This is a genomic window from Nonomuraea sp. NBC_00507 (assembly GCF_036013525.1).
In the GTDB taxonomy this organism is placed as follows: domain Bacteria; phylum Actinomycetota; class Actinomycetes; order Streptosporangiales; family Streptosporangiaceae; genus Nonomuraea.
In genome coordinates this window covers 4,471,084-4,496,025 of record NZ_CP107853.1, presented here as the reverse complement: position 1 = coordinate 4,496,025, position 24,942 = coordinate 4,471,084, and the positions used below count along the sequence as shown (strand labels likewise).

The 24,942-nt window shown below is 69.9% G+C and carries 19 protein-coding genes; 15 read left to right on the top strand and 4 right to left on the bottom strand.

What is annotated here, in order from left to right:
* Window positions 1-83: 83 nt before the first annotated feature.
* From OHA25_RS22290 to OHA25_RS22250, 9 genes are all read left to right on the top strand, one after another.
* A complete protein-coding gene (locus OHA25_RS22290) occupies window positions 84-455 on the top strand; it encodes a hypothetical protein (protein ID WP_305916421.1) in 372 nt (123 codons plus the stop codon).
* A complete protein-coding gene (locus OHA25_RS22285) occupies window positions 452-1,582 on the top strand; it encodes a GNAT family N-acetyltransferase (RefSeq protein WP_327589425.1) in 1,131 nt (376 codons plus the stop codon). The genes OHA25_RS22290 and OHA25_RS22285 overlap by 4 nt, the downstream gene beginning before the upstream one ends.
* Before the next feature lie 141 nt (window positions 1,583-1,723).
* Window positions 1,724-2,557 carry a glycosyltransferase family 2 protein gene (locus OHA25_RS22280; protein ID WP_327589424.1) on the top strand — a complete coding sequence of 278 codons (834 nt, stop codon included), beginning with the start codon at window positions 1,724-1,726 and terminating at the stop codon, window positions 2,555-2,557.
* An 11-nt stretch (window positions 2,558-2,568) separates the two neighbouring features.
* Window positions 2,569-3,510 (top strand): glycosyltransferase family 2 protein, encoded by a 942-nt coding sequence (locus OHA25_RS22275; RefSeq protein ID WP_327589423.1) that lies wholly within the window; start codon window positions 2,569-2,571, stop codon window positions 3,508-3,510.
* Window positions 3,507-4,310, top strand: coding sequence for a polysaccharide deacetylase family protein (locus OHA25_RS22270; RefSeq protein WP_327589422.1), 804 nt, complete (start codon window positions 3,507-3,509; stop codon window positions 4,308-4,310). Before OHA25_RS22275 ends, OHA25_RS22270 begins: the two co-directional genes overlap by 4 nt.
* Window positions 4,303-5,625, top strand: a complete 1,323-nt coding sequence (locus OHA25_RS22265; RefSeq protein ID WP_327589421.1) for a lipopolysaccharide biosynthesis protein — start codon at window positions 4,303-4,305, stop codon at window positions 5,623-5,625. Before OHA25_RS22270 ends, OHA25_RS22265 begins: the two co-directional genes overlap by 8 nt.
* 122 nt (window positions 5,626-5,747) lie before the next feature.
* Window positions 5,748-9,398, top strand: coding sequence for a hypothetical protein (locus OHA25_RS22260; protein WP_327589420.1), 3,651 nt, complete (start codon window positions 5,748-5,750; stop codon window positions 9,396-9,398).
* Window positions 9,399-9,512: 114 nt separating this feature from the next.
* The gene (locus OHA25_RS22255) at window positions 9,513-10,649 is read left to right on the top strand and encodes a DUF418 domain-containing protein (RefSeq protein WP_327589419.1); all 1,137 of its coding nucleotides are present in this window, start codon (window positions 9,513-9,515) and stop codon (window positions 10,647-10,649) included.
* A gap of 42 nt (window positions 10,650-10,691) precedes the next feature.
* Window positions 10,692-11,366: a GNAT family N-acetyltransferase gene (locus tag OHA25_RS22250; protein WP_327589418.1), complete on the top strand. Its 675-nt coding sequence runs from the start codon at window positions 10,692-10,694 to the stop codon at window positions 11,364-11,366.
* 63 nt (window positions 11,367-11,429) lie between these two features.
* On the opposite strand, the gene OHA25_RS22245 is transcribed toward OHA25_RS22250, so the two are convergent.
* From OHA25_RS22245 to OHA25_RS22235, 3 genes are all read right to left on the bottom strand, one after another.
* Window positions 11,430-12,710 carry a GH39 family glycosyl hydrolase gene (locus OHA25_RS22245; RefSeq protein ID WP_327589417.1) on the bottom strand — a complete coding sequence of 427 codons (1,281 nt, stop codon included), beginning with the start codon at window positions 12,708-12,710 and terminating at the stop codon, window positions 11,430-11,432.
* 232 nt (window positions 12,711-12,942) lie between these two features.
* Complete coding sequence (locus OHA25_RS22240) at window positions 12,943-13,704, bottom strand: SDR family oxidoreductase (RefSeq protein WP_327589416.1); 762 nt, start codon at window positions 13,702-13,704, stop codon at window positions 12,943-12,945.
* Between the two features lie 91 nt (window positions 13,705-13,795).
* Window positions 13,796-14,845 carry a phosphotransferase family protein gene (locus OHA25_RS22235; RefSeq protein WP_327589415.1) on the bottom strand — a complete coding sequence of 350 codons (1,050 nt, stop codon included), beginning with the start codon at window positions 14,843-14,845 and terminating at the stop codon, window positions 13,796-13,798.
* A gap of 156 nt (window positions 14,846-15,001) precedes the next feature.
* Between OHA25_RS22235 and OHA25_RS22230 the strand changes: the two genes are divergently transcribed.
* Window positions 15,002-16,084, top strand: a complete 1,083-nt coding sequence (locus OHA25_RS22230; protein ID WP_327589414.1) for a GNAT family N-acetyltransferase — start codon at window positions 15,002-15,004, stop codon at window positions 16,082-16,084.
* Window positions 16,081-17,226, top strand: a complete 1,146-nt coding sequence (locus OHA25_RS22225) for a DegT/DnrJ/EryC1/StrS family aminotransferase (RefSeq protein ID WP_327589413.1) — start codon at window positions 16,081-16,083, stop codon at window positions 17,224-17,226. The genes OHA25_RS22230 and OHA25_RS22225 overlap by 4 nt, the downstream gene beginning before the upstream one ends.
* Here OHA25_RS22225 and pdxR read toward each other — a convergent pair.
* Complete coding sequence (pdxR, locus tag OHA25_RS22220; RefSeq protein WP_327589412.1) at window positions 17,207-18,583, bottom strand: MocR-like pyridoxine biosynthesis transcription factor PdxR; 1,377 nt, start codon at window positions 18,581-18,583, stop codon at window positions 17,207-17,209. The genes OHA25_RS22225 and pdxR overlap by 20 nt on opposite strands.
* 71 nt (window positions 18,584-18,654) lie before the next feature.
* On the opposite strand from pdxR, the gene OHA25_RS22215 reads away from it, so the two are divergent.
* The 4 genes from OHA25_RS22215 (at window position 18,655) to OHA25_RS22200 (ending at window position 24,910) form a co-directional block, all read left to right on the top strand.
* Window positions 18,655-19,293: a pyridoxamine 5'-phosphate oxidase family protein gene (locus OHA25_RS22215; protein WP_305916437.1), complete on the top strand. Its 639-nt coding sequence runs from the start codon at window positions 18,655-18,657 to the stop codon at window positions 19,291-19,293.
* Between the two features lie 85 nt (window positions 19,294-19,378).
* A complete protein-coding gene (locus tag OHA25_RS22210; protein WP_327589411.1) occupies window positions 19,379-21,715 on the top strand; it encodes a protein kinase domain-containing protein in 2,337 nt (778 codons plus the stop codon).
* Between the two features lie 113 nt (window positions 21,716-21,828).
* Window positions 21,829-23,469 (top strand): serine/threonine-protein kinase, encoded by a 1,641-nt coding sequence (locus OHA25_RS22205; protein ID WP_327589410.1) that lies wholly within the window; start codon window positions 21,829-21,831, stop codon window positions 23,467-23,469.
* A 22-nt stretch (window positions 23,470-23,491) separates the two neighbouring features.
* Window positions 23,492-24,910 carry a hypothetical protein gene (locus tag OHA25_RS22200; protein WP_327589409.1) on the top strand — a complete coding sequence of 473 codons (1,419 nt, stop codon included), beginning with the start codon at window positions 23,492-23,494 and terminating at the stop codon, window positions 24,908-24,910.
* The last annotated feature ends 32 nt before the right edge of the window (window positions 24,911-24,942 follow it).

Sequence of the window (24,942 nt, the reverse complement as noted above, 5' to 3'; positions counted from 1 at the left end):
ATTGACGTGCTCAGGCGCGGATTGGTCCCATGAACTGCGATAAACCGCGCTTTTGACCAGTGAGAGCAGGAGAGATACAGGAGATGCTCAGGCAGCACCGCAGAGCCCTCGCCTGGTTGGTGGGGCTGGCCTGCATAGCGGGAGCGGTAGTGGCGCTGTTCGACATCGAGACGCCGCTGCGCCCGTTCCTGATCTCGTTGTTCCTTCTGGTGGTTCCAGGGGCGGCCGTTGTGGGACTGTTGCGTGATCGTGACCCACTGGCCGCTCTATCTGTAGGAGCCGCGGCAAGTCTCGTACTGAACGTGCTGCTCGCCGAGGCGATGCTGCTCTTCGGCGCGTGGTCACCGCGCGCCGGTGTGGCGACGGTCGCCGTGCTCGGCGGGTTCATGTACGTGCTCCGCGTCTTGTACCGGGGGAAGAGCATGCAGAGCGAACAGGGGGCCAGGGCAAGGTGAACATCCAGGTAGTTCGGCCGGGAGAGCTCGGGGACTCCGAGCGGGCCCGATGGCGTGAGCTGCAGAAGGCTGACCGGAGTCTGGACAACCCGTTCCTGTCGGTCGAGTTCGCCGTGGCGATGGACCGCTTGCGTGACTACGTGAGGGTGGCGGTCATCTCAGATGGAAGCGGCATCAAGGGATTCTTCCCATACGAGCGGCACAGCTTCGGCATCGGCAAACCGCTCGGCGGCTTCCTCACCACCTGCCACGGTCTGATCTCGACCCCGGACCTGAAGCTGGACGCCAAGGCCCTGCTGCGGGCCTGCAAGCTCAGCGTGTTCGACTTCGACCACCTGGTGGCCGGGCAGCCGACGTTCGCCCCCTACGAGCAGGACGTGCGCCCGGCTCCGGTCATGGACTTCACCTCCGGCTTCGAGGCCTGGATCGAGCAGGTCAAGGCCAACTCGCCGAAAAACCTCAAGACCGTGCGCTACAAGGAGCGCAAGATGGGTCGCGAGCAGGGCGAGCTGCGCTTCGAGTGGGCCTCGGCCGACCCCGAGGTGATGCGGACGTTACTGGCCTGGAAGTCCGACCAGTATCGGAGAACTGGCCGGGTGGACAGATTCGCCCAGCCGTGGATCGTCGAATTGACCGACATGATGCATGCCGAGAACTCATCGGACTTCGCAGGCGTCCTGACCATGCTTTATGCCGGTGACGTGCCGGTCGCCGGACATTTCGGCCTCCGTACGGCCACCACCCTTGTAGGGTGGTTCCCCGCCTACGACACCGAGTACGCGCGCTATTCGCCCGGCATCGTGCACCATCTCCAGATGGCCGAGGCCGCCGCGAAGAACGGTCTGCACATGGTGGACATGGGCAAGGGCGGCAAGGAGTACAAAGACTGGCTCAAGAGCGGGGTCCTGTACGTCGCCGAAGGCCGTATCTCCCGGCCGTCCGCGACGGCGGCGGTCCACTGGATCGGCCGAACTCCTTTCAACAAAGCCCGAACAATTGTCATGGATCGACCGTCTCTTTATAGAGCGGCTGACCGTGTCCTCAAGGGCTTCGGTCGGGTGCGCACCTCGATGCAGCAGCAGGAGCCATCCAACGCAGTAGTCAAGGAACCGACCGGAGCACGCTGAGCGCTCCACCCAAACCCGCAGCACACCCTCACTCCACAGGACCCTTCAATGCACCGTTCACCGGTTTCGCCATTCCCGCAGCACCCGGGGCTGGCCTGGGCCGGCCCGCAGCACAGGGCCCCGGAAGGATAATCCCTCGCCATGAGTCCCGAGATCACCAAGCACAACGGCAAGGTCCACGCCTCGCCCCTTCGGTCGATGCCACCGCCCACGAGCTTCACGCCCGTCACGCCTCACCTGGCCATTTCCCCAACGGTGAGCGTGGTCGTGCCGGCGATGAACGAGGCCGAGAACCTCCCGCACGTCTTCGCCACGATTCCGCAGTGGATCGACGAGATCGTGCTCGTCGACGGAAACTCCGTTGACGACACAGTTGCCGTCGCCAAGCGGCTGCGGCCCAACGTGAAGATCGTCACGCAGACCGGCAAGGGCAAGGGCGACGCCCTGGCCGCCGGGTTCGCCGCGTGCACCAGCGACATCATCGTGATGATCGACGCCGACGGCTCGACCGACGGCCGCGAGATCATCAACTTCGTGGGCGCGCTGGTGACGGGCGCCGACTTCGTCAAGGGGTCGCGCTACGCCTCCGGTGGTGGCAGCGACGACCTGACGCTGAACCGGCGCCTGGGCAACAAGGTCCTCACCGGCATCGTCAACGTCATGTACAGCACCAAGTACACCGACCTGTGCTACGGCTACAACGCCTTCTGGGCCCGCCACCTGGACGTGCTCAACCTCGACTGCGACGGCTTCGAGGTGGAGACGCTGATGAACGTGCGGGCCGCCAAGGCCGGGCTGAAGGTGCACGAGGTGCCGAGCCACGAGCGCAACCGCATTCACGGCGAGAGCAACCTGCGCGCCGTACGAGATGGCTTCCGCGTGCTCAAGACCATCCTGAAGGAGTGGCGTCGCCAGCCCGCTCCCGCTCAGCCTGAGCCGACCGCCACTCCTGCCGCTGACCGAGGCGTCGCTTAAGAAGGATCGTTGTGAACACGTCTGTTGTCATCTGCGTCTACACCGAGGAGCGGTGGGAGGACATCAGGCAGGCAGTCGAGTCGGTCGAGAGCCAGACACGCCCGGCACACGAGCTGATCCTGGTGGTCGACCACAACCCCGACCTGCACCTCAAGCTCAAGCTTGAATACCCGCAGGCCATCGTGGTGGAGAACACTCACGAGCAGGGGCTGTCCGGCGGCAAGAACACCGGTGTGGCCACGGCCACCGGTGAGATTGTCGCGTTCCTCGACGACGACGCGGTCGCCGACCCCGGGTGGCTGGAGGCTTTGGAGGAGGGCTTCCAGGAACCGGGCGTGGTGGGCGTGGGCGGCCGTACCGACCCCTTGTGGGCGTCGAAGGTGCGGCCGCGGTGGTTCCCGTACGAGTTCGACTGGACGGTGGGGTGCACGTACCGCGGCATGCCGTCGGTCCGTGCGCCGATCCGCAATGTGATGGGTGGCAACGCGGCGTTCCTGCGGGACGTGGTGGCCGAGGTGGGCGGGTTCCACAGCGGCATCGGGCGCAGCGTGCAGGGACGCAAGTCGCGCCCGCTGGGGTGCGAGGAGACGGAGTTCTGCATCCGGCTGAGCCAGCGCAAGCCGGGCTCGGTCATGTTGTTCGAGCCGCGCGCGGTGATCGGGCACAAGGTGTCCACCCAGCGCGAGCGGTTCGCGTACTTCAGGTCGAGGTGCTACGCGGAAGGGCTGTCGAAGGCCCTGGTGACGCAGGAGGTCGGCACTCAGGACGGGCTGGCCAGCGAGCGGGCGCACGCGCTCAAGACGCTGCCGCTGGGCGCGCTGCGCGGGATCGGCGAGGCTCTGCGCGGCGACCTGGGCGGGCTGGGCCGGGCGGCCGCGATCGTCATCGGGCTGGCCTGGACGACCTGGGGCTACGTGGTGGGTTCCGTACGGCTTAAGGTGGCACGATCATGATCCGAGTTCCGATCCTGATGTACCACTCCGTCACGGACACTCCCAATGACGAGACCCGCCCGCATTCGGTGCGGCCGTCGGACCTGGACGAGCAGCTCGCCTACCTGAAGGAGAGCGGCTTCACCCCGCTCACGCTGGGCGACCTGGTGGCCGCGCTCAACAAGATCGACGGCCACGAGGTGCCGGCGAAGCCCGTCGTGGTGACCTTCGACGACGGCTACGCCGACTTCCACAGCCAGGCGCTGCCGCTGCTCGACCAGCACAGCTTCCCGGCCACGGTCTTCCTGACCAGCGGCTGGGTCGCCGACGCGGGCAAGGACGCCGCAGGCCGGCCGCTGGACGACATGCTGTCCTGGGGCCAGGCCCGCGAGGCCGCGCAGACCGGCATCGAGATCGGCGGCCACAGCCACAGCCACCCCCAGCTCGACCAGCTCCGTATCGACGACATGCGGCAGGAGCTGCGGAGGAACAAAGGCCTGCTGGAGGAGAAGATCGGCGCGCCGGTCGCCACCATGGCCTACCCGTACGGGTACTCCAGTGCCCGTGTGCGGCGAGAAGTGCGCAAGGCCGGATATTTCGCAGCTTGCGCGGTGAGCAACACGATCGCCGCGGACCGGCACGACATGCTCGCCATCCCCCGGCTGACGGTCGGCAAGGGCACGACCATCAACATGTTCAAGCGCGCCGTCGAAGGCAACGCCGTACCTCTCATCTACCTGCGCGAGCGCATCCTCACCAAGGGGTACGCGGTCGTGCGGCGCACGAGGTACGGGCTGCAGCGGGTGCGCGGCAATGTCTAGCGTCTGGGGGAAGATCCTTCGCGACCTGCGCAACCCCCTTTTCCGGCAGGGATACTCCCTCATGGCGAACACCGTCGTCACCGGCGTGCTCGGCATGGGCTACTGGCTCCTGGCCGCGAATCCCGCGCTCTACTCCGAGGAGGAGTTCGGCCGCGGCCAGGCGGTGATCACGGCGATGCGGCTGTTCGCGTCGCTGACCGCGCTCGGGTTCGTGGGAGCGCTCGCCCGTTACCTGCCGGTGGCGGGCCGCCGCACGCCCGAGCTGATCCTGCGCGGGTACGGCCTGGCCGCCGCCACGGGCGGGGTCGCGGCGCTCGGCTTCCTGCTGACGCTGCCGCTGTGGGGTCAGACCTACCAGGTGCTGGGCGGCTTCGGGCCGGGGTTGTTCTTCCTGGCGTCCGTGATGGTGTGGGCCGTGTTCACGCTGCAGGACGTGGTGCTGACCGGGCTGCGCAGGGCGACGTTCGTGCCCATGAACAACTTCATCTTCGGCCTGGTCAAGATGGGGCTGCTCGTGGCGCTGGCGGCCGCGCTGCCCGAAGGCGGGATCTTCGTCTCCTGGGTGATCCCGACGGCGCTCGCGCTGATCCCGGTCAACTGGCTGATCTTCGGCGTGGTCGTGCCCCGGCACGTGCGGGAGTCCGACAGCGAGCAGCAGCCGCCGCGGCTGCGGGAGATCGGCCGGTTCCTGGCCGGGGACTTCCCCGGGACGTTGTCGATCCTGGCGATCGTCTATCTGGTGCCGGTCGTGATCGCCACACAGGTGGGCGAGGCCACGTTCGGGCGCTTCTCGATGGCGCACACGCTGGCCAGCATGATCGAGCTGCTGGCCATGAACATGGCGGTGTCGCTGACCGTCGAGGGCTCTTTCGATCCTGCTCGGCTGGCCGCGAACTGCCGGCGGGCGTTGCGGCGGGCCTTCATGATCGTCACTCCGCTGATCGCGGTGGCGATCCTCGGGGCGCCCCTGATCCTGACGATCTTCGGGCCGAAGTTCGCCGAAGAGGGCACTCTGCTGCTGCGGCTGATGTCGCTCGCCGTGTTGCCTCGGGTGCTGATCGAGGTTTATCTGAGCGCGTTGCGGTCGCAGAGCAAGGCGCGGTCGCTGGCGATCGTGCAGATCGGGCTGGCCGTGCTCGTGCTGGTGTCCACCATCGCCTTGTTCCCGTTCGCCGGGGTGAACGCGGTGGGATACGGGTTGCTCTTCAGCGAGCTGCTCGTAGCGATATTGATCTTCGGGAATCTCCGTAAAATTCTCAAGTTCGATGAAACAGGGAAGGCGACTGTCATCCAGGGGTCGTCCGGGACCGCATGATGGTCAACGTGAGGCAACGGGACGGCGATGGCATGACCACGGGGATGACGGGCTCCTCGGACGTGCGTGAGGACGGAGAGGGGAGCGGAGCTCCCGAGCCAAGAGGAAACGAGGATTCAGACGTGCCTTTCGATCCGGAAGCTACCGGGGTGATCCCGAAGCTGACGTTCGACAAGGAGCCTGCCTCCGCGGAGGTGGATGAGGGCGCGGCTGAGGACTCTGCTGCCACGGACGAGTCCGCCGCGGACCAGACCACGACGTTCCGGATTCCCGGGCCGTCCCTCCACATCGGCCGCCCGCCGACGGCGGAGGAAGCGGACCCGGGGGCCGCCGGGACCGTCTCGATGCCCGTCCAACGGCCTGACGGCGACCCTTCGGAGACCGGGACCGGTGCTGCCGTGGGCGGCGCTCCTGAGGCCGGCGCTCCTGAGGCGCCAGCGGGGACGAAGGCGGCCGGTTCGGACGCCAATACGCCGACCAACCCGGGCCTGCGCACCCAGCCGCCCAGCGGGCCACAGCCTGCCGGCGGCGCCAAGCCGACCAGCGGGCCGCAGCAGGGCGCGTCGCAGGGGGCTGCGGGTGCGAAGACGGGCGCGTCCAAGGGCGCGTCGACGACCGGTGCGCCCGCCGAGGAGGAGCCCGCCCCCAAGGGGGCGCCGACCGCCAAGGGGACATCCACCGCCAAGGGAACGCCGACCGCCAAGGGGACGTCCACCCCCAAGGACACGCCGGCCAGCGGGCCGACGCCGCCCAGCGAGACGACACCCGCCGCCAAGGGCAGGCCCACTGCGAAGGGCACGCCCACCCCGAAGGGCACGCCGACCTCGAAGGGGACACCCACGGCGAAGGGGACACCCGAGGCCAAGGGCACGGCCGGTGCCAGGGGAGCGTCGGCTGGGGAGGCGTCCGACGGCGAGGCGGGCATTGACGCGCCTCCTGGTGCCGGGACAGTTCCCACGAACGCGCTGCCCGCCGAAGCACCACCCACTGGCGCCCCGTCCGGCGGGACTGCAGTGACCGGAGGCACCGCCGGCGCAGCCACACCCAGCGGGGCTACAGCGACCGGAGGCACGTCCAGCGCAGGCACACCCGCTGAAGCGCCGACCGCGAAGTTGCCCACCGTCGGACCGGCGACCAAAGGACCGGTCAGCGGCGCGTCGCCCACCGGCACGCCTACCCCGGCCGACCGGTCGGGGAAGCCGACCGCCGGCGGGCCATCCGGCGAACAGCCGACTGCCGGCGGGCCGTCCGGCGAAGCGACCGCTGGCGGACCGGCCGGTGGCGGGCAGGCCGTTGGCCGACCTGCCGGAGGCGGACCTGCCGGAGGCAGACCTGCCGGAGGCGGACCTGCCGGAGGCGGACCTGCCGGAGGCGGACCTGCCGGAGCCGGACCGGCCTCTGGGAGGCCCGGTTCTGGCGGGCTGGGCGCATTGGTGCAGCCCATGGGGCCGCCGCCGCAGGGCCCGGGAGTCCCGGGCGTGTCTCCAGGAGCCCCTCGGGGCGTGCCGCCCCGGCAGGGCCACCCTCAGCAAGCCAGGCCGCAGCAGGCACTCCCACAGCAAGTCATGCCGCAGCACCCTCAGCAAGCCGTGCCGCAGCAGGCGGCGGCCCCCAGGCCGCGCCTCGCCGGCGGCCGTATCGGCGCGCTGATCGCCAGTGCCCCCAAGTGGCTGCCCGTCCTGCTGGTCCTTGAGGGCCTGCTCATGTACATCCTCGCCCTCAAGGTCCCCGCGGGACCCCTGCGCGGCGTGGATCCCAATGACATCGACGGCCTGGGCCTGATCTCGGCGCTCCCGGCCACGGCCTTCATCGCCATTCTCATCATGATCGTGTCGTTCTTCGTCACGGTCGCCCAGAGCACGGACCGCAAGTTCCTGCTCCTGTTCCAGATCGCCGCCATCACGTTCGCCCTGCACGGCGCGGGCGCCCTGGTGGCGACCGAGCCGCGCTTCCCCACTGCCTACATCCATGCCGGTTTCGTCGAGTTCATCAGCAGAACCGGCGAGACCGCCATCAGCATCGACGCCCGCATGGGCTGGCCGGGCTTCTTCGCGTTGTTCGCGTTCGTGACGAAGGCCGCCGGCATCACCGACCTGACGCCGATCCTGATGTGGACGCCGCTTCTGTCCAACCTGCTCTACCTGCTCCCGTTCGTGCTGATCCTGCGCCAGGTTGTGGCGACCACGCGCGCACGGTGGTTCGCGGCGCTGCTATTCGTGCTGGTGCAGTGGATCGGGCAGGACTACTTCTCGCCGCAGGGCTTCACGTTCGCGCTCTATCTGGCGTTCGTGGCGATCCTGCTGCGCTGGTTCGGGCGGGTGGAGCCGCGGACCAAGCCGATCCCGACCAAGGGCCTGCGCAAGCTGCTGGGCAAGCTGGATGCGATGACGCCGGGCGAGCTGGCCAACACCGGCACGTACCGCGCCGACAAGTTGCTCATGCTGATGATGTTGCTGGCGTTGTTCTTCGCGTCGGTGGCCTCGCACCAGATCACGCCGTTCATGATGCTCGGCGTGGTGACCGCGTTCCTGATCTTCAAGCGGACCTCGCTGACGTGGGCGCTGCCGTTCGCCCTCGGACTGGTGGTGCTGGCCTGGATCAGCTACATGACGGTCGGGTTCTGGGCGAGCCAGATCGACGCGATCTTCGGCGGCCTGGGCAACATCCTGCAGAACCTGCGCAGCAACACCGGCGACCGGATCGAGGGCAGCGACCCGGCGCACGCGATGGTGCTGCAGGCCCGCCTCGGCATCCTCGTGGTCATCCTCAGCCTCGCCGCGGCCGGCCTGTTCAGGCGGTTGCGGCGCGGGGTGTTCGACCGGTCGGCGCTGATCCTGCTGTGCGTGCCGGTGCTGGCGCTCGGCCTGCAGAGCTACGGCGGCGAGATCGGGCTGCGGATCTACATGTTCGCGCTGCCCGGCGCCTGTCTGCTGGCCGCGTACGCGTTCTTCCCGAACCTGCCGGCCGATAGCGCCGACGTGCGTGAGGAGACCGTGCCGCTGCGCAAGCGGAACGTGCGGTTCAACCCGCAGCTCACGAAGAAGCTCTCGGTCGTGCTCGCGGCCTGCTTCGCGGTGTTGTTCGCGTTCACGTTCCTGCTGGCCAGGTATGGCAACGAGAAGTTCGAGCGGGTCACCGCCGGCGAGGTCGGCGCCATGCACTACGTCTACGAGCACGACAAGCCCAGCGCCAGGGTGATCTATCTGGTGCCGAAGGAGGGCCCCGAGGTCACGCCCACCATGCCGTGGGGCGAGCGGGACGTCGAGATCGTCAGCTTCAACCTGCAGGCCCTCGTGCACAAGGACCCGACGAAGATCGCGGACGCGGTCAAGAAACTGAAGGACTCGCCACGGAACTCTTACCTCATGGTGAGCCGCGGCCAGGTGAGCTACCTGCAGCTCAACGAGGGTTTCCCGGCGGACTGGGGGGAGAGGTTCCGCGCGGCGCTGGACGCCTCGCCGGACCTGAAGCGGGTCTACTCGAACGCGGACGCGGCGCTCTACACGTGGAAGACGTTCGTCCGCGGCACGGAGATCCCCGAGCCGAACCCGTACGCGGGGCGCGGCGACCCCACCTCACCCTGGACGCCGGTGGGCATCGGCGCGCTGGGTGTGACATGGGTCGCGCTGTTCGGCTACGAGGTCATCCGGCTGAACGGCCCGAACCGGGCCAGAAAGGCCCGCAGGCGGCTGCTCTACCTGGCGGTTCCCGCGTTCGTGGTGGCCTTCGCGGTGATCGTCGAGCGGTTCATCTATATCGCACAAAATAACTGAATTCACAGGAAACGCTCAGGATGTGCGGAATGATGTCACTCGATGAGGACACAGAAGACACTTTCCGCAACGTCCGACGCAAGAGCCCCATCCGCGGCGGCCAGGATCGCTTCTGTGGATGCCCTACGCGGCTTCGCGCTCCTAGGCATCCTCGTCGTGAACATCGCCTTCCTGGCCTCCGGTTACCGGATGGCCGGGCTGGCGGAGCCCGCGTTCCACTCGTCGCTGGACTGGGGCGTGCGGTGGACCGTGACGCTGCTGATGGAGAACAAGTTCTACCTGCTGTTCTCTTTCCTGTTCGGCTACAGCTTCACGCTCCAGCTCGACTCGGCCGCCCAGCACGGCCGCGCGTTCGTCCCGATGTTCCTGCGGCGGCTGGCCGGGCTGTTCCTGCTCGGGCTGGCGCACGCCGTGTTGTTGTTCCCGGGAGACATCCTGACGACGTACGCGGCCGTGGGCGTGGCGCTGCTGGTGCTGCGGCGGATCACGCCCCGGGCGGCGGTCCTGCTGGCCGCCGGCCTGACCGCCCTGCTGGCCCTCGGCTTCGTGCTCCTGGCCCTGATGGCGATGTCGGGCCTCGACATGTCGGGGACGGTCGCGAACGGGGCCGCTGACGCCGCCCGATCGGACGCGGCCCTGGGTGGCGGCGTCTGGCAGATCATCTCCGAACATGTCCGCAAACTGTCGCTGATCATCATGTTCCGCGTGCTCTTCCAGGGGCCCGCGGTGCTGGCCGCGTGCCTGATCGGCCTGGCCGTCGGCAAGCTGGGCGCCCTGCGTGACCTGTCCGCTCACACGCGGGCGCTGCGCAGGCTCCAGTGGGCGGGCTTCACGGTGGGATTGGGCGGCGCGTTCTTCTATACCCTGTCGGCCTGGAACGGCACCGTGCACAAGTTCTGGGGCGAGGCGGTGGACCTGGTGACGGCCCCGCTGCTGGCGGCCGCGTACGGGGCCACGTTCCTGCGGCTGTTGCCCTCTATGCCGCGGATCGGGCGGGCTCTGGCCGCGCCCGGGCGGTTGGCGTTGTCCAACTACCTGGCGCAGTCGCTGATCTGCTCGCTGATCTTCACGGGGTACGGGCTGGCACTGGTCGACCGGGTCAGCCCGCCGGTGGAGGTGCTGATCGCCCTCGGCATCTTCGGCGCCCAGGTGCTCTACAGCCGGTGGTGGCTCAAGGGCCATCGGTACGGACCGGTGGAGTGGCTGCTGCGGTATCTCACGTACTGGCGCAGACCGGGCCGTCGCGCGTAAATGAGATGACCTTGTAGGCGGGGCCCGGAACAATGGGCCACCATGCGCCACTGGCCTCTCTTCAACCTGCGCCTTACCACGCCCCGGCTCGAACTGCGGTTCCCCTCCCTGGACGACCTCGACGAGCTCGCCGACCGGGCGCTGGAGGGCGTGCACGATCCCGGCCGCATGCCGTTCGGGGTGCCGTGGACCGACGCCCCCGCCGCCGAGCTCCCGGGCAACGTCATCCGCTTCCACCTCGGAGTCATGGCGCGCTGGCAGCCCGAGAGCTGGCTCTGCAACTTCGTCGTCGTCCACGAGGGCCGCGTGATCGGCGCTCAGGACCTGACCGCCACCGACTTCTCCGTCACGCGGGAGGCGCACACGGGCTCGTGGCTGGGCCGCGCCCACCAGGGTCACGGGCTCGGCACCGAGATGCGCGCCGCCGTACTCCACCTGGCCTTCGCCGGCCTCGGCGCCCTGACCGCAGTCTCCAGCGCCTTCCTGGACAACCCGGCGTCACTCGCCGTCTCCCGCAAGCTCGGCTACCGGCCGGATGGGGTGTCTGTGCTTCAGATCCAGGGGCGACGGGCGATCCAGCAACGCCTGCGCCTGGACCGGGACGACTTCACCAGCCCGGTGCCGGTGAAGATCCACGACCTGGAGGCCTGCCTCCCCCATTTCGGCCTGCCTGCGACACGGCCACGGGGTGTCGTCGGGCCACGCTCACACGGGTGACTCGTTCAGCTCCCGCTCCAGCTGAGCTGACGCCGACGGCGACGTCGCGCACCCGCCTGGAGTCTACGCGCCGCCCCTGCCCGTCCACCTGATCTCGTACGGCGCCAGGGTGACCTGTTTGCCGTCCACCGTCGTCGTCACTTCCTCATCCGCGGTGTTCACCATCACGATCTGGCGTTCCTGACCCAGGACCTTGACACGCTCGTCCGAGGACTGCACCTCGGCCAATTGCACACCCGTCGGGAACCATTTCGTGAAGCCGCTCAGCAGGCCGGCCATGGGCATTTCGTCGCCGACCTTCGGAGCCCATAGGCAGCCGCCGCAGTCGCCCTGGTCCTTCTGCTGCGGATTCCAATACAGGGCCGTGGTCACGCCGCTCTTGGCGAATTCCATCAGCGCCGTCGCCTGGACCGCCGTGCGCTTTTCCTCCGACCAGTTCGCGTTTTCCGGCTCCACGTACCACTCGGCCCACCACACCGGCAGGTCGTCGCTCTTCTCGCGCAGCCACGTCGTGATCGCGCTGAACTTGGCCTGGGCGGCGAAGTCGTTGGGGACGTTCCCCTTGTCGTTCGTCATGGAGGCGCCGTCGACCACGATGAAGTCGGCGCCCTTCTTGCGGTCGATCCAGTATTCGATCGCGTCCAGGGCCCGCTGGTCGATCGTCCCCCACGCGCCGCTCAGCTCCGAGGGGCGGGGCGAGCGGGCGTTGCTCTCGATCGGGATGTACGGGCCTCCGACTTGGATGTCCTTGTTGACCTTCTTCAGCGCCGTATAGACCTTGTTGTACAGCTCGGTGTAGCCCTTGGCGTCCCAGCGGTTGGTGGCCGGGTCCCAGAAACCCTTGAACTCGTTCCACACCATGTAGTGCTTGACCGTCGGATACTGCTTGGCCACCCGCGCGGCCAGCTTGGCGAAGTCGTCGAAGTGCTCGGGCTCGGGCGCGACCGTGTGGTTCTTGTTCCAGTCCGTACGCCCGGCCTGCCCGCCCTTCATCCAGTCGGGCGCACAGCACAGCGTGATCACCGGCACCGCCCGCGACGACGCCATGAACTTCAACCGCCGGTCGAGGTCGCGGAAGTTGAACTGCCCGGGGCTCGGCTCGGGGTTGCCGACACCCCAGCCCATGATGTGCTGGTTCTGCAGCATCGGGACCCGGCCGAGCACGCCCCTGGCCTGCTCGACGACGTCCTGCGGCTCGTTGTCCGCGCTGTACTGGGTGTGCGTGATGCCCCAGCGCGGCCAGGTTTCCAGCGCCGGCGGCTGGTCGAGCTGGGGCGCGGGCTCGGTGGGCACCTTCGTGGCCACCTCGGCGCCGGTGAACCCGGTGCGGGACTTGGTCCGCATCGATGCATAGACCATGATGCCTGCCACTAGCACGACCGCGAGGATCCCTGCTCCGAGTGCGATGGGCCAGGGCGATCGTCGGCGCGCGTGTCGGCCGTCGGTCGGAATCACTGAAACGCTCCTCACGGGTCGCGGACGTCATCAGGGCTGGGCACCTAGCATGGCCCAGCCCTGATTACGGTAATCGCCCTACTTGCAAGAGACTTACGGTTGGTCTACGTCCGGCTGACGTTCAGCTACCGCCGTCCCCCAGCGGCGGCCGCTGCCCGCCCGCCGGGCCGGGGACCCCGGCATAGCGATAGGGGACCGGCTGCCTGCCGGGCTGGACGATCAGGAGCGTGCCTGGAACGTCAGTGTAGAAGGCGGACTCCACGGCGGCGGCCACGTCCTCGGCGGTGAGCAGCGGGAACCCGGCGTTGACGAACATCTCCCGCGACTCGGCCACCAGCGGCGTGTCCGTGAAGCCCGGGCAGACGGCGCTGATGCGGATCTTCTGCGCCGCCAGCGGCTCGGCCAGCGCCCTGACCAGTCCGACCACGGCGTGCTTGGTCATCGTGTAGATCGGGTCGCCGGAGTAGCCCACGAGCCCGGCCAGCGACGAGCTGACCACGATGGCGCCGCCGCCGGAACGCAGCAGGAGCGGCACGGCGGCGCGTACGCCGAAGACCACGCCGTCCACGTTCACGCCCATCACCTGGCGGTAGCGCTCGGCGTCGAACGCCGCCAGGTCCACTTTGCCGGAGATCCCGGCGTTGAGGTGCACCAGGTCCAGCCGCCCGTATCGCTGCCCGGCCAGCGCCACGGCCTCGAGCGAGGCCTCCTCTCGGCTGACGTCGGCGGCCAGCCACGCGCCGTCCACTTCCTTGGCCAGCCGCTCGACTCCCTCGCCGTCGAGGTCGACGAGGACGCATTTGACGCCACCCGCCGACAGTCGCCGCGCCGTGGCGGCGCCGATGCCGCTCGCCGCTCCGGTGATCAGTGCAACTGTGCTCATGGCGCTCGCTCCTCGTGGGGTCCGGTCAGGTGCGGTCAGCGGTCTCAGACTCTCGTCCTGCGGCGTTGCGTCGCGTCGCGTCTGTCTCGAGTCAGGCCTGGTCGAGCATGCGGTGTGCGCGGGAGATCAGCGTCGGCACGGCGGAGCCGATCCCGTCGAATCCCTCCCCCACGGTCTTACCTTGCCGGAACCGCGCGTGGATACCCTCCACGATGACCGCCAGCTTGAAGTTACCGAAGGCCACATAAAACCCGAGATCCGAAATATCCCGCCCGGACGCCTTCGCGTAATGGCCGGCGAACTCGGCGCCGTTCATGAACCCGGGCGCGACCGTCACGTCCCCCGCCACAGGGATCCTGGCCCGCTCCTCGTCCCCGCGATCATGCCAGTACGTCAGCGTCAGCCCCAGATCGGCCAGCGGATCCCCGAGCGTGGACATCTCCCAGTCCACCACGGCCATGATCTCCAGATCGCCGAGCCGGATCAGCGTGTTGTCCAGCCGGTAGTCGCCGTGCACCAGCGTGCCGGAGCCTGCGGCACCCGCGGCCGGCCCGGCGGGCAGGCGCTTGCGCAGCCGGTCCACGAGCCGGTCGTACTCCGGCAGGTCGGCCGTCTTCGACCGCTCCCACTGCTGGCACCACCGGTCGAGCTGCCTGGCCAGGTAGCCGTCGGGCCGCCCGAAGTCGCCCAGCCCGACCTCGCGGTAGTCCACGGCGTGAATGGCGGCCAGCACCTCGGCCAGCCGCTCCGACAGCCGCCGCGTCCGCTCGGGCGACGGCTCCGGGTCGCCGAGCTCCTCCCTGGTCCGTACGGCGGTGCCGTCCACGTGCCCCATGAGATAGAACGGCGCCCCGATCACGTCCTCGTCGGCGCAGAACGCGACCGGCTCCGGCACCGGCACGGGCGTCGGCGCGAGCGCGGAGATGACGCGCCACTCGCGCCGCATGTCATGGGCGGTGGGCAACACGTGACCGAGCGGCGGGCGACGCAGCACCACCAGCCGCTCGCGGGCCTCGATCAGATAGGTCAGGTTCGACCTGCCGCCGGAGATGAGGGAGACGGACAGGGGCTCGCCCGCGTCGGGCACGTTCCGGCCCATCCACTGGACCAGGCGGGGCCGGTCGATGCCAGGTACGGTCATGGACACCACATTAGAACGTCACTCTGTTCGCAACGCCATCTGAGAATTCTGTTAAGAATCCCCGGCCACGTCGCTGAGCAGTGAAGACAACCCTTAGGCTGGGCGTACTTGTCTGCCCGCATGCCGGAGCAGGAAGCATGCCGTCAGTAGGAGCCCATGCGCGTCACCCTTGCCCTCCCCCGTGAGCTGGGACCGACCGAAGTGAGTCGATGGCGGGCTCTGCAGGAGTCCAACCCCGCTTTCGACAATCCGTTCCTGTCCCCCGAGTTCACGATCACGGTGGGTGAGCTGCGAGATCTCGTCCAGGTCGCCATCCTGTACGACGGTTCCGAAATCATGGGATTCTTCCCCTTCGAACGGCATCCGCTGGGCATCGGCAAACCGGTCGCCGCGGGGCTGACCGACGCCCAGGGCCTGATCCACGCCAAGGACTTCGAGATTGACGCGCGCCGGCTGATCAAGGAGTGCGGGCTCGCGGTTTACGAGTTCGACCACCTGGTGTCCGGGCAGCCGCTGCTGGGCGCCCGGCACGAGCGTCACCCGTCACCGATCATCGACCTGCGCGACGGGTACGAGCGTTACACCATGGCGCTGAGGGAGCATTCCGGCAAGACGTACAAGACCACCCTGGCCAAGTCGCGCAAACTCCAGCGCGACTTCGGAACGTTGCGCCACGACTTCGCGACCACCGACCTGGCACCACTGCGCACACTGCTCGGCTGGAAGACCGACCAATACCGGCGCACCGGACGCACCGACAGGTTCGCGCACCGGTGGATCGTCGAGCTGGTCGAGCGGCTGCTGGCGACCCGGTCGGACACCTTCGCCGGGGTGCTCGACATGGTCTACGTGGACGACCAGCCAGTGGCCGGGCATTTCGGGGTGCGCACGCGGACGACGCTCGCCGGCTGGTTCCCCGCCTACGACACCCGCTTCGCCAAATACTCCCCCGGCCTCATCCACCACCTCGCGATGGCCGAGCAGGCCGCCGCCGCCGGGATCGAAGTGATCGACATGGGCCGTGGCCAGAAGGAATACAAGGACAAGCTCAAGACCGGCGAGCTGGAGGTGGCCGAGGGCCGGGTGGCCAGGGCCAGCGCGGCGGCGGGCTTCCACTGGATGATGCGCGTGCCGGCGCGCAAGACCCGGGCCACCGTGATGGCCAGCCCGCTGCTACTCAAAACCGCGGACAAGGCGTTGAAAACCTACGGGCGTTTCCGTACCGTCATACATCGGTGAAACACATCGCAGAGCGCACGGGCCGTCACTGCCTGCCGCTGCCGTCCAACCGTCTCGGCCTCTACCTGGCGCTGCGCCACTGGTGCACGCCCGGCCAGCGGCTGCTCATGTCACCCATCTCCGCCGACGAGATCCTCTTCCTGGTGCTCGCGGCCGGCCTGCGCCCGGTGATCGCGCCGCTGTCGCCACGTGACGGCAACATCGACGCCGACCGGGTCGATCTCGCCGCGGTGGACGCGGTGCTGACGACCAATCTCTACGGGCTGCCCGACCGCGCCGAGGCCTTCGCCGGGAAGATCCTGATCGAGGACGTGGCGCACGCCATGGAGACGAGCGTCGGCGGGCGTCCGCTGGGGACGCTCGGCGAGGCGGGGGTCTTCAGCCTCTCCAAGCATCCGGGAGCGGGCTCGGGCGGCGTGCTGGCGGTGGCGCGGGAGCCGGACCTGCGGGCCCTCGAACGCGCCCGCGACCAGCTGCTCGTCACGGGCTCGTGGAAAGCGGACCTGATCGGCGTGGCCACCTCCATGGCCCGCCAGGCGGCGCTCAAGCTCGACCTCGTACGCCCCGCGCTCACGCTGATGCGCGCGCTCGGCATGCAGGAGGAACGCGAGGGCTACCGTATCCCGCTCGACCCCGACGGGCTCGATGCGGCGCTCAAGGAGACCCCTTCGCTGCCGCCCTTCGACCCCTGGGTACGCGCCGACCTGCACGACTACCGCGCCCGCCGGGGCGCGGCGGCCCGCTGGTACCAGTCCCGGCGCCTGGCCAAGGTCCCCGCCGACCGCGGGCGGCGGCTGGCGGGCGTCGCCCGGCTGGCCGAGCTGCCCACCGTGGCGCCGGCCGTGCGGGACAACCTGGACCAGCCGCTGTTCCGGGTCCCGCTGCTGGTGCGCGACAGGGACGCGGCCATCGCGGAGCTGGAGCGGCACGGGGTCGCCACGGGCTACCTGTACGACCCCCCATACGACGACTACGCCCCGGCCTTCACCGAGCCGTCGCCGGACCCGCTCCCGGCCCGCTGGTGGGCACGGCATGTGCTCCCCGTGGACCCGGTCTACGCCGGCCGCTCCCTGCCCGTCCTGCGCCGCCTGGAGCCCGCGCCACCGCTTCCTGCCGGCGGGGTCAGCGGGGGGCGTTCTTGATCAGGTCGGCCAGGATGCGGCAACCGCGGCGGACGTCGGCGAGCGACGCGGAGCCGTAGCCGATCACCAGGCCGTGCAGCCGCTCCCGCCCGTGGTGGTGCCGGCCGGTCGAGTCGAGCAGGACGCCGCGTTCCCTGGCCCGCTCGACCAAGGCGGGAACCACGGCCGCGGGCAGCTCCGCCAGCACGTGCAGCCCGGCGGTGTCGCCGCGCAGCCGGCAGACGGGTCCGAGGAGCTCGACGACCGCGGCGCGGCGGCGGGCGTATTCCAGCCGCATGCGCCGCAGGTGCCGGTCCAGGTCGCCGCGCTCCAGCAGGGTCGACACCGCCTGCTGGACGGGTCCGCTGGTGCGGTCGGCCACGGCGCGGCGCAGGTGGGCGATCCTGGCGACGAGCTCGGGGTCGCCAACCAGCCAGCCGACGCCGACGTCGGGCGTCAGGGTCTTGGAGAGCGTGCCGAGGAGCACCACCCGGGACGGGTCGAGGCCGTAGAGCGCGGGCAGCGGGGCGACGTCGTAGCGGAACTCGGCGTCGTAGTCGTCCTCGATGATCGTCGCGCCCGTGCTCCTGGCCCAGGCCAGCAGCCGTTCCCTGCGCGGGATCGGCAGCCGCCCGCCCAGGGGGTATTGGTGGGCCGGCGTCGTGTAGAGCACGCGCAGATCGTCGGGCAGCCCGTCCACGATCACGCCGTCCTCATCCACCGGGCACGGCACGATCTCGGCCCCCCGGGCCGCGAACACGGTCCGCGCCACGTGGTAGCCCGGATCCTCCACGCCGGCGCGGGCGCCCCCGCCGAGCAGGGCGAGCGCGCACAGGTCGAGGCCGTTGCCGGTGCCCCTGGTGACCAGGATGTTCTCCGGGCCGACGGCCATGCCTCTGGCCCGTCGCAGGTGGTCGGCGAGCAGCTCTCTGAGACGCGGCAGGCCGTGCGGGTCGGGCGCGGCGCGGGGCGGCAGGTCGGCGGCCTTGCGCCAGGCCCGCTTCCATGCCGCCCGGTCGTAGTCGCGCACCCAGGGCTCGCCGGCCGTGAGGTCGATCCAGGTAGCCGGAGGCGTGGGCGGCGCGGGCACGTACGTCGTCTCATGGGGCGGCGTGGGCGCCTCCATGTCGGCCACGAACGTCCCCGAGCCGTGCCGCCCGTCCAGCCACCCCTCCGCGTACAGCTGCTGGTAGGCCTCCGTGACCACGGTCCTGCTCACCTCCAGCTGGGCCGCGAGGGCCCGGGTGGACGGCAGCCGCTCGCCCGGCGCGAGCGCGCCGTCCAGCATGGCGCGGCGCAGCCAGTCGGCCAGCTGCGCGGTGAGCGGCTCGGCGCTGTCACGCGACAGAGAAACGGGCAGGTCAACAGACGTACGCACGCAAGTGGTCCCTACGAAGGGGTCGATAGTGGCCCTACAGGATAGGTCCACTTCGCGACTACGGTCGAATCATGCTCTCCACCACTCCTCGCACCACGCTCGGCCGCTCGAAGGAACGCGGCAGCGCCGACAGGAACGATCTCTACGAGGTGCTCGACACCGGCCTGATCTGCCACCTGGGCGTCGTCGTCGACGGTCACCCGATGGTCGTGCCCACCGGCTACGGCCGGGTCGGCGAAACGCTCTATCTGCACGGCTCCACGGGCGCGAGGTCCCTGCGCGCGGCCGGTGACGGCGAGGTGTGCGTCACGGTCACGCATCTGGACGGCATCGTGCTGGCCCGCTCGATCTTCCACCACTCCGTCAACTACCGCTCGGCGGTCATCTACGGCCGGGCCAGGCTGGTGACCGACCCGGACGAGCGGCTGACGGGGCTGCGGGCGCTGACCGAGCAGCTCGCTCCCGGCCAGTGGGACTACGCCAGGCCGCCGTCGCGCAAGGAGCTGGCCGCCACGGCCGTGCTGGCGTTGTCCCTGGAGGAGGCGTCGGTCAAGATCCGGCGCGGCGCGCCGATCGACGAGGAGGAGGACTACACCCTTCCGGTATGGGCCGGCGTGCTGCCCCTGGTGACCGGGTGGGGCGCGCCTCAGCCAGATCCGCTGCTCCCAGAAGGTATCGATACTCCTGTTCACATCCTCCATCGGGAGTAGTTCCATAAATCAGGTACCACCTGGCAAACCCGACTCCTTGATCGCACGTCTCATCAGGTGGGCCGACTCCTGATGGGAGAGGCATATGGAGTGGAGTGCTCCCGGGTACACGGAGATCAGACAATTAGGCGCGGGCGCCAGCGGGCGGGTCGTGCTGGCCGTACACGACGAGACCGGCGTCAAGGTCGCGATCAAATACCTCTCGGCGAACCTGCTGCGTGATCCGGCCGCGCTGGCCAGGTTCCAATCCGAGGCGCGGCTGCTGACCACGCTCAGGGACCCCAACATCGCCACGATGTGGGAGTACATTCAGGACGCCGGCGGCGCGGCCATCGTGATGGAGCTGGTCAACGGCGTCTCGCTGCGCGCGTTGTTGCGCGAGCACGGCGCGACCGAGCCGGAGGCGGCGCTGGTCGTGCTGAAGGGCTCGCTGCTGGGCCTGGCCAGGGCGCACACGCTCGGCCTCGTGCACCGGGACTACAAGCCCGAGAACGTGATCGTCAGGGACGACGGGATCAGCAAGCTCGTCGACTTCGGCATCGCCGTGCGGCAGGGCGCGGTCGCGCATCCGGAGGGCACGCCACCGTACATGGCGCCCGAGCTGTGGTCGGGCGCGCCCGCCGGGCCCGCGACGGATGTGTACGCGGCCACCGCGGTCTTCTTCGAATGCCTGACCGGGCACCGGCCATACCGCTCGACCGAGCCCAGCGTGCTCGGCTACCAGCACATCCATGCCCCGGTGCCGTTCCACGACGCGCCCGAGCCGGTACGCGGGCTGATCAGGCGCGGCCTGGCCAAGGATCCGGGGCAGCGGCCGGAGAGCGCGCTGGCGTTCGTGGCCGAGCTGGAAGCGGCGGCCCTGGCGGCGTATGGCGAGGACTGGGAGGAGCGGGGCAAGCGGCGGCTGGCCGCGCTGGTGGCCCTGCTCGCCCTGCTGCTGCCGACACCGCCGCCGGCGGCCACGCCGGAGGTGTCCACGTCGCTGGCCAGGACGGTCTTCCGCGGGCTGCGCTCGAATGCGCGCTCCGTCGCGCGGGTGGCGATCGGCGGCGCGCTGGCCGCCGCCGTGGCGGTGGCGGTGGTGGTCGTGGTGGCCAACAGGGAGCGGCCGCCCGCGGGGCCGATCGGCGCGGCGGCGGCCGTACCGCCGACCGAGATCACCCCGGAGCCCGCTTCCGCCCCGCCGACGACACCTGAGGCGACGCCCGAGGAAACGCCGGAGAGCACGCCCGAGCCCGGCCCGGAGAACACGTCCGAGGCGGTCCTGCCCGAGGAGAGCCCCGCCGCGTCCCCACCGGCGTCAACCAGACCCGCGACCACGCCCACACGGACTCGGACACCCACCCCGACCCCGACCCCGACATCCACCTCCACACCCACCTCGACCCCCGCAGTGACGCCGACGGTGACGCCCACCGTCACCCCAACGCCTACGGTGATCACGCCGTCGCCGGTCACGTCGGTGCTCGCGATCGGCATCGGCGACCTCACCGTCAACGACGACGGGGTCGCCACCACCACGGTCACGGTGCGCGCCAGCGGCACCGCCGCCGTCACCGCCACCGCGACCTGGGCGGCCTCCGGCACGGAGGGCCGCACCGAGCGCGTGCGCCTGATCGGCTCCACCACCTACACCCGGACGCTCACCTGGTCCATGGGGGAACGCCCGTGCGGCAAGACGGTCACGCTGACCGTCTCCACCTCACCCGCGGCGCCCGGCGGCGAGAGGACCGCCTCGGTGTCCGTGCCGCCCTGCCCGACGCGGGTGACCGGGCTGCGGGTGAGCCTCGTGCTGCCTGCCGCGCCCGCCCGCGCCGCCCAGGCCAGGATCAGGGTGACGGCGAGCGGCACCGGCGAGATCCCGGTCCAGGCCGAGTTCGCGGTGAACGGCGACCCGGTCGGCACCCGCACGGCGAGCCTGTCCGGCAAGACCTCCTACACCCGGACCCTCACCCACACCTTCAGATCCCGCCCCTGCGGCGCGACGCTGTCGGTGAAGGTGATCGCGGGCGGCCGGACGGAAACCGCGCGGACCTCGGTCGCCTGCCCGCCGGAGGTGCGGCGGGTCTCGATCGTGCGGGCGGGCCCCGGCGACGGTCTCTCGGCGACCGTCCAGGTGCTCACGTCGAACACCCAGCCGGTACGGCTCACCATGTCGTTCTCGGCCGGCGAGCTCGGCAACACGAAATCGGACACGCTGTCCGGCGAGACGTCCTACACCCGGACCTTCACTCTCCCGGTCAAACAGCTTCCCTGCGGCACAAAGTGGTCGGTGACCGCCTCCACGGACCCGGCCGCGGGCAACGGCAGCGACACGGCCGGCGGGGTCACGCCCGAGTGCCCGTCCGAGGAAGAGCCCACGAAGGAGCCCACCAAGGAGCCGCGCCCCGAGACATCCGACACTCCCGACAAGATCGACTAAAAGTCGTAATCCAGACTTATCAGGATGTTGGTAGCGAGAATGCGGTTCCTTCTGGTTAAGCTACGCTCCGTTTGATGCGGGTGGGGGCCCAGACAAGTCCAGAGGAGACCGTTATGTACGGCGAGGGGCAATGGGGGGTCCCCGGCTACACCGGGGTTCGCGAACTGGGCTCAGGAGCCGCCGGTCGTGTCGTGCTGGCCACACGCGACTACGACGGCGTGGAAGTGGCCATCAAATATCTCAGCGACGAGCTGAGATCCGACATGGGCTTCGTCGCCCGTTTCCGGCACGAGGCCAGGCTGCTGGCCACGCTGCAGAGCACGCACCACGCCCGCTTGATCGACTACGTCGAGTCCGGCCAGGGCGCGGCGATCATCATGGAGCTGATCAACGGCGTCTCGCTCCGCGAGCTCCTCAGGTCCGAGGGACCGACCGGGGCCGAGGCCGCGCTGACCGTGCTCAAGGGCTCGCTCCAGGGCCTGGCCTCCGCGCACGCCATCGGCGTCGTGCACCGCGACTTCAAGCCCGAGAACGTCATGGTGCAGGGCGACGGCACCAGCAAGCTCGTGGACTTCGGCATCGCCGTCAAGGCGGGCGAGGAGACGAGCGCGGCGGGCACGCCCCCGTACATGGCGCCCGAGCAGTGGTCGGGCGCTCCCGCCGGGCCCGCGACCGACGTGTACGCGGCCACCGTGGTGTTCTTCGAGTGCCTGACCGGCGGCCGTCCCTACCGGGCGACCAACATGGCCGCGCTGGCCCGCCAGCACCAGAGCGCGCCGGCCCCGATCGAGGAGGTGCCCCCGTCGCTACGCGGCCTGGTCGAGCGCGGCCTGGCCAAGGACCCCGCGGAGCGCCCGCCGTCGGCGGAGGCGTTCCTGACCGAGCTGGAGGCCGTGGCGGCCGAGGGGTACGGCCCCGACTGGGAGGAGCGCGGGCGTCGCCGCCTGGCGGCTCTCGCCGGTCTGCTGGTCCTGCTCTTCCCGAGCCCGCTCGCGGACCCTGCGGAGACGCAGACGTCGCTCGCCGAGACCCGGTTCCGCGACCCGACCCGTGTGCTGCGCAAGCTCCCCGCGAAACTCGCCATCGGCGCGCTCGCGGCCGGCGTGCTGATCGGCGCCGTCGTGATCATCGCGACGTCCTCCGCCGACGAGCCCGTGCTCCAGGCGCAGACCACCACGACGACGCCGAGCCCGGCGACGCCGTACACGGGCGAGCCGGCCGAGACGGTCGAGGCGTCGGCCACGCCGGAGGAGACCACGCCAGAAGAAGGCACGCCGGAGCCGACGGCCACGACCAGCGACAGCCCGCCGCCGGTGCCGACGACGAGCGCCGCCCCGACCACGACGGCCACGCCCACGCCCACGCCCACGCCCACCAAGACCAAGAAGCCCGCCAAGACCAAGAAGCCGGCCTCCACCCCGAGCGAGAGCGCCGAGCCCGAGGCGAGCGGCACGATGAGCGTGCCGGACGACACCCGTCCGCCGGCTTCCCCGACGCCGACCCCGACTCCCACGCCCACCCGGACCCAGCCGTCGACGTCCGCATCGGCCTCCGCGTCGACCTCGGCATCGACCTCGACACCGCCAGACACGGAGGATCCGGGAGACCAGGTGCCGACCGAGGAGCCCAGGATCGACGCTGTCGGCATGGCGCAGTCTGCGCTCATCGCGTTCGGCCTGATGACGTCCGGCGCGGTTCCGGTCACACTTGCGGTGCGACGCCGTATGGCGGGCCGCCACAGAAGAAAGCGCTAGCAGCGTCCGGGGGGAGACGGCGATGAACAACCCTACGACCGATATCGCCGGATTCCGGCTCACCGAACACACCTGGATGACCGAGCTGGGCAACTGGATCGACGCGATCTCGCCCGACGGCCGCCGCGCCGGCGCCTTGCTCTTCGATCCGAAGATCATCGGGCTGCCCGGCGTGCGTGACCGCGTCGTCCAGGCGGTCATGACCGACCAGCGGCTCGTGCTGGGCGGGATGACCGGCCTCATCCCGGTGGCCGACGTCGTGGCGGCGGGCGACCAGGTGTGGTTGCTCACGGGCCAGGCGGTCAGCCCGACGCTGGCCGACCTGCTCGCCAGTGGCCCTGTCGATCCGGCGGGCGCGGCGTCCGCCCTGGTGGAGACCGCCCAAACGCTGATCGCGTTGCACGCCGCCGGGATCACGCACGGCGCCGTGCACCCGGGCACCGTGGTGATCACCGCGGAGGGCGCCGCGTTGTTGTCCGAGCGCGGCCTGACCGACGCGATCCGCGGCCAGGTGTCCCGGCCCGAGCGCGACGCGGCCGGCTGGGCGGCGCTCGCCCGCGGGCTGGCCGCCTCCTCGGGCTCCACGAGCTCCGTCGCGCCGGGTTCACCGCAGGCCGGCTCCTCCGGGTCTGACGCGCGGCAACCAGGCGCGTCGCAGGCCGCTCAGTTGTTCGAGCGGGTCGCGGCCATGGCGGGCACGCTCGGCCTGGCCGCCGCACGCAACGCGCTGCTCGGCGAGCAGGCGGCGCTGCCCGGCGGCGCGATCAGCCGGGAGGGGCTGGTGCGGGCGGCACGCGGCAGGTCGGCGTTCGCGCAGCCGCGGGCGTACGCGCAACCGCCTGCCCTGCCCCAAGACGAGGGCGACATCGTCACGCTGCTGCACGTGCCCGGCCGAGCGGCGCGGCCCCTGCAGTTCGGGCCGGGGATCGGCACGCAGGAGCAGCGGCCGGAGACGACGGCGGAGCGGATCTGGCGTGCAGGACGGGGCGAGGCATCCACGGTGCACCGCCCGGGTGGCCAGCGGCCCAGGGCCTCGCGGGCGCGGCGGTGGCGGACGATCTGGGCCACGGCCGTCTTCGCCGCGATCATGGCGGGGGCGATCCTGGCCTGGTTCAGGCTGGGCAGCACGCCCGAGCTGGTGGTCCAGTCGATCGACGTGGTGGCGCCGAAGAAGACGCAGGGGTGCGACAGCAAGGTCCTGATCACCGGAAAGGTCGTCACCAACGGGGCGCCCGGCGAGATCACCTTCGAATGGCGCAAGAACCTGGACAAGGAAGTCGTCAAGGGATCGCTGCGCACGAACTCCGACCAGACGTCCTACACGCTGCCGCTGAGGTGGTCGCTGTCGGGCAAGAGCAACGTCAAGGCCACCGCCACGTTGCGGATCCTGACGCCGGGCCCGGTGCGTACGGACAAGGCCAGCTTCACGTACAAGTGTTGATGCCGTCTCAGCGATGCATATCAAAGCGGTTC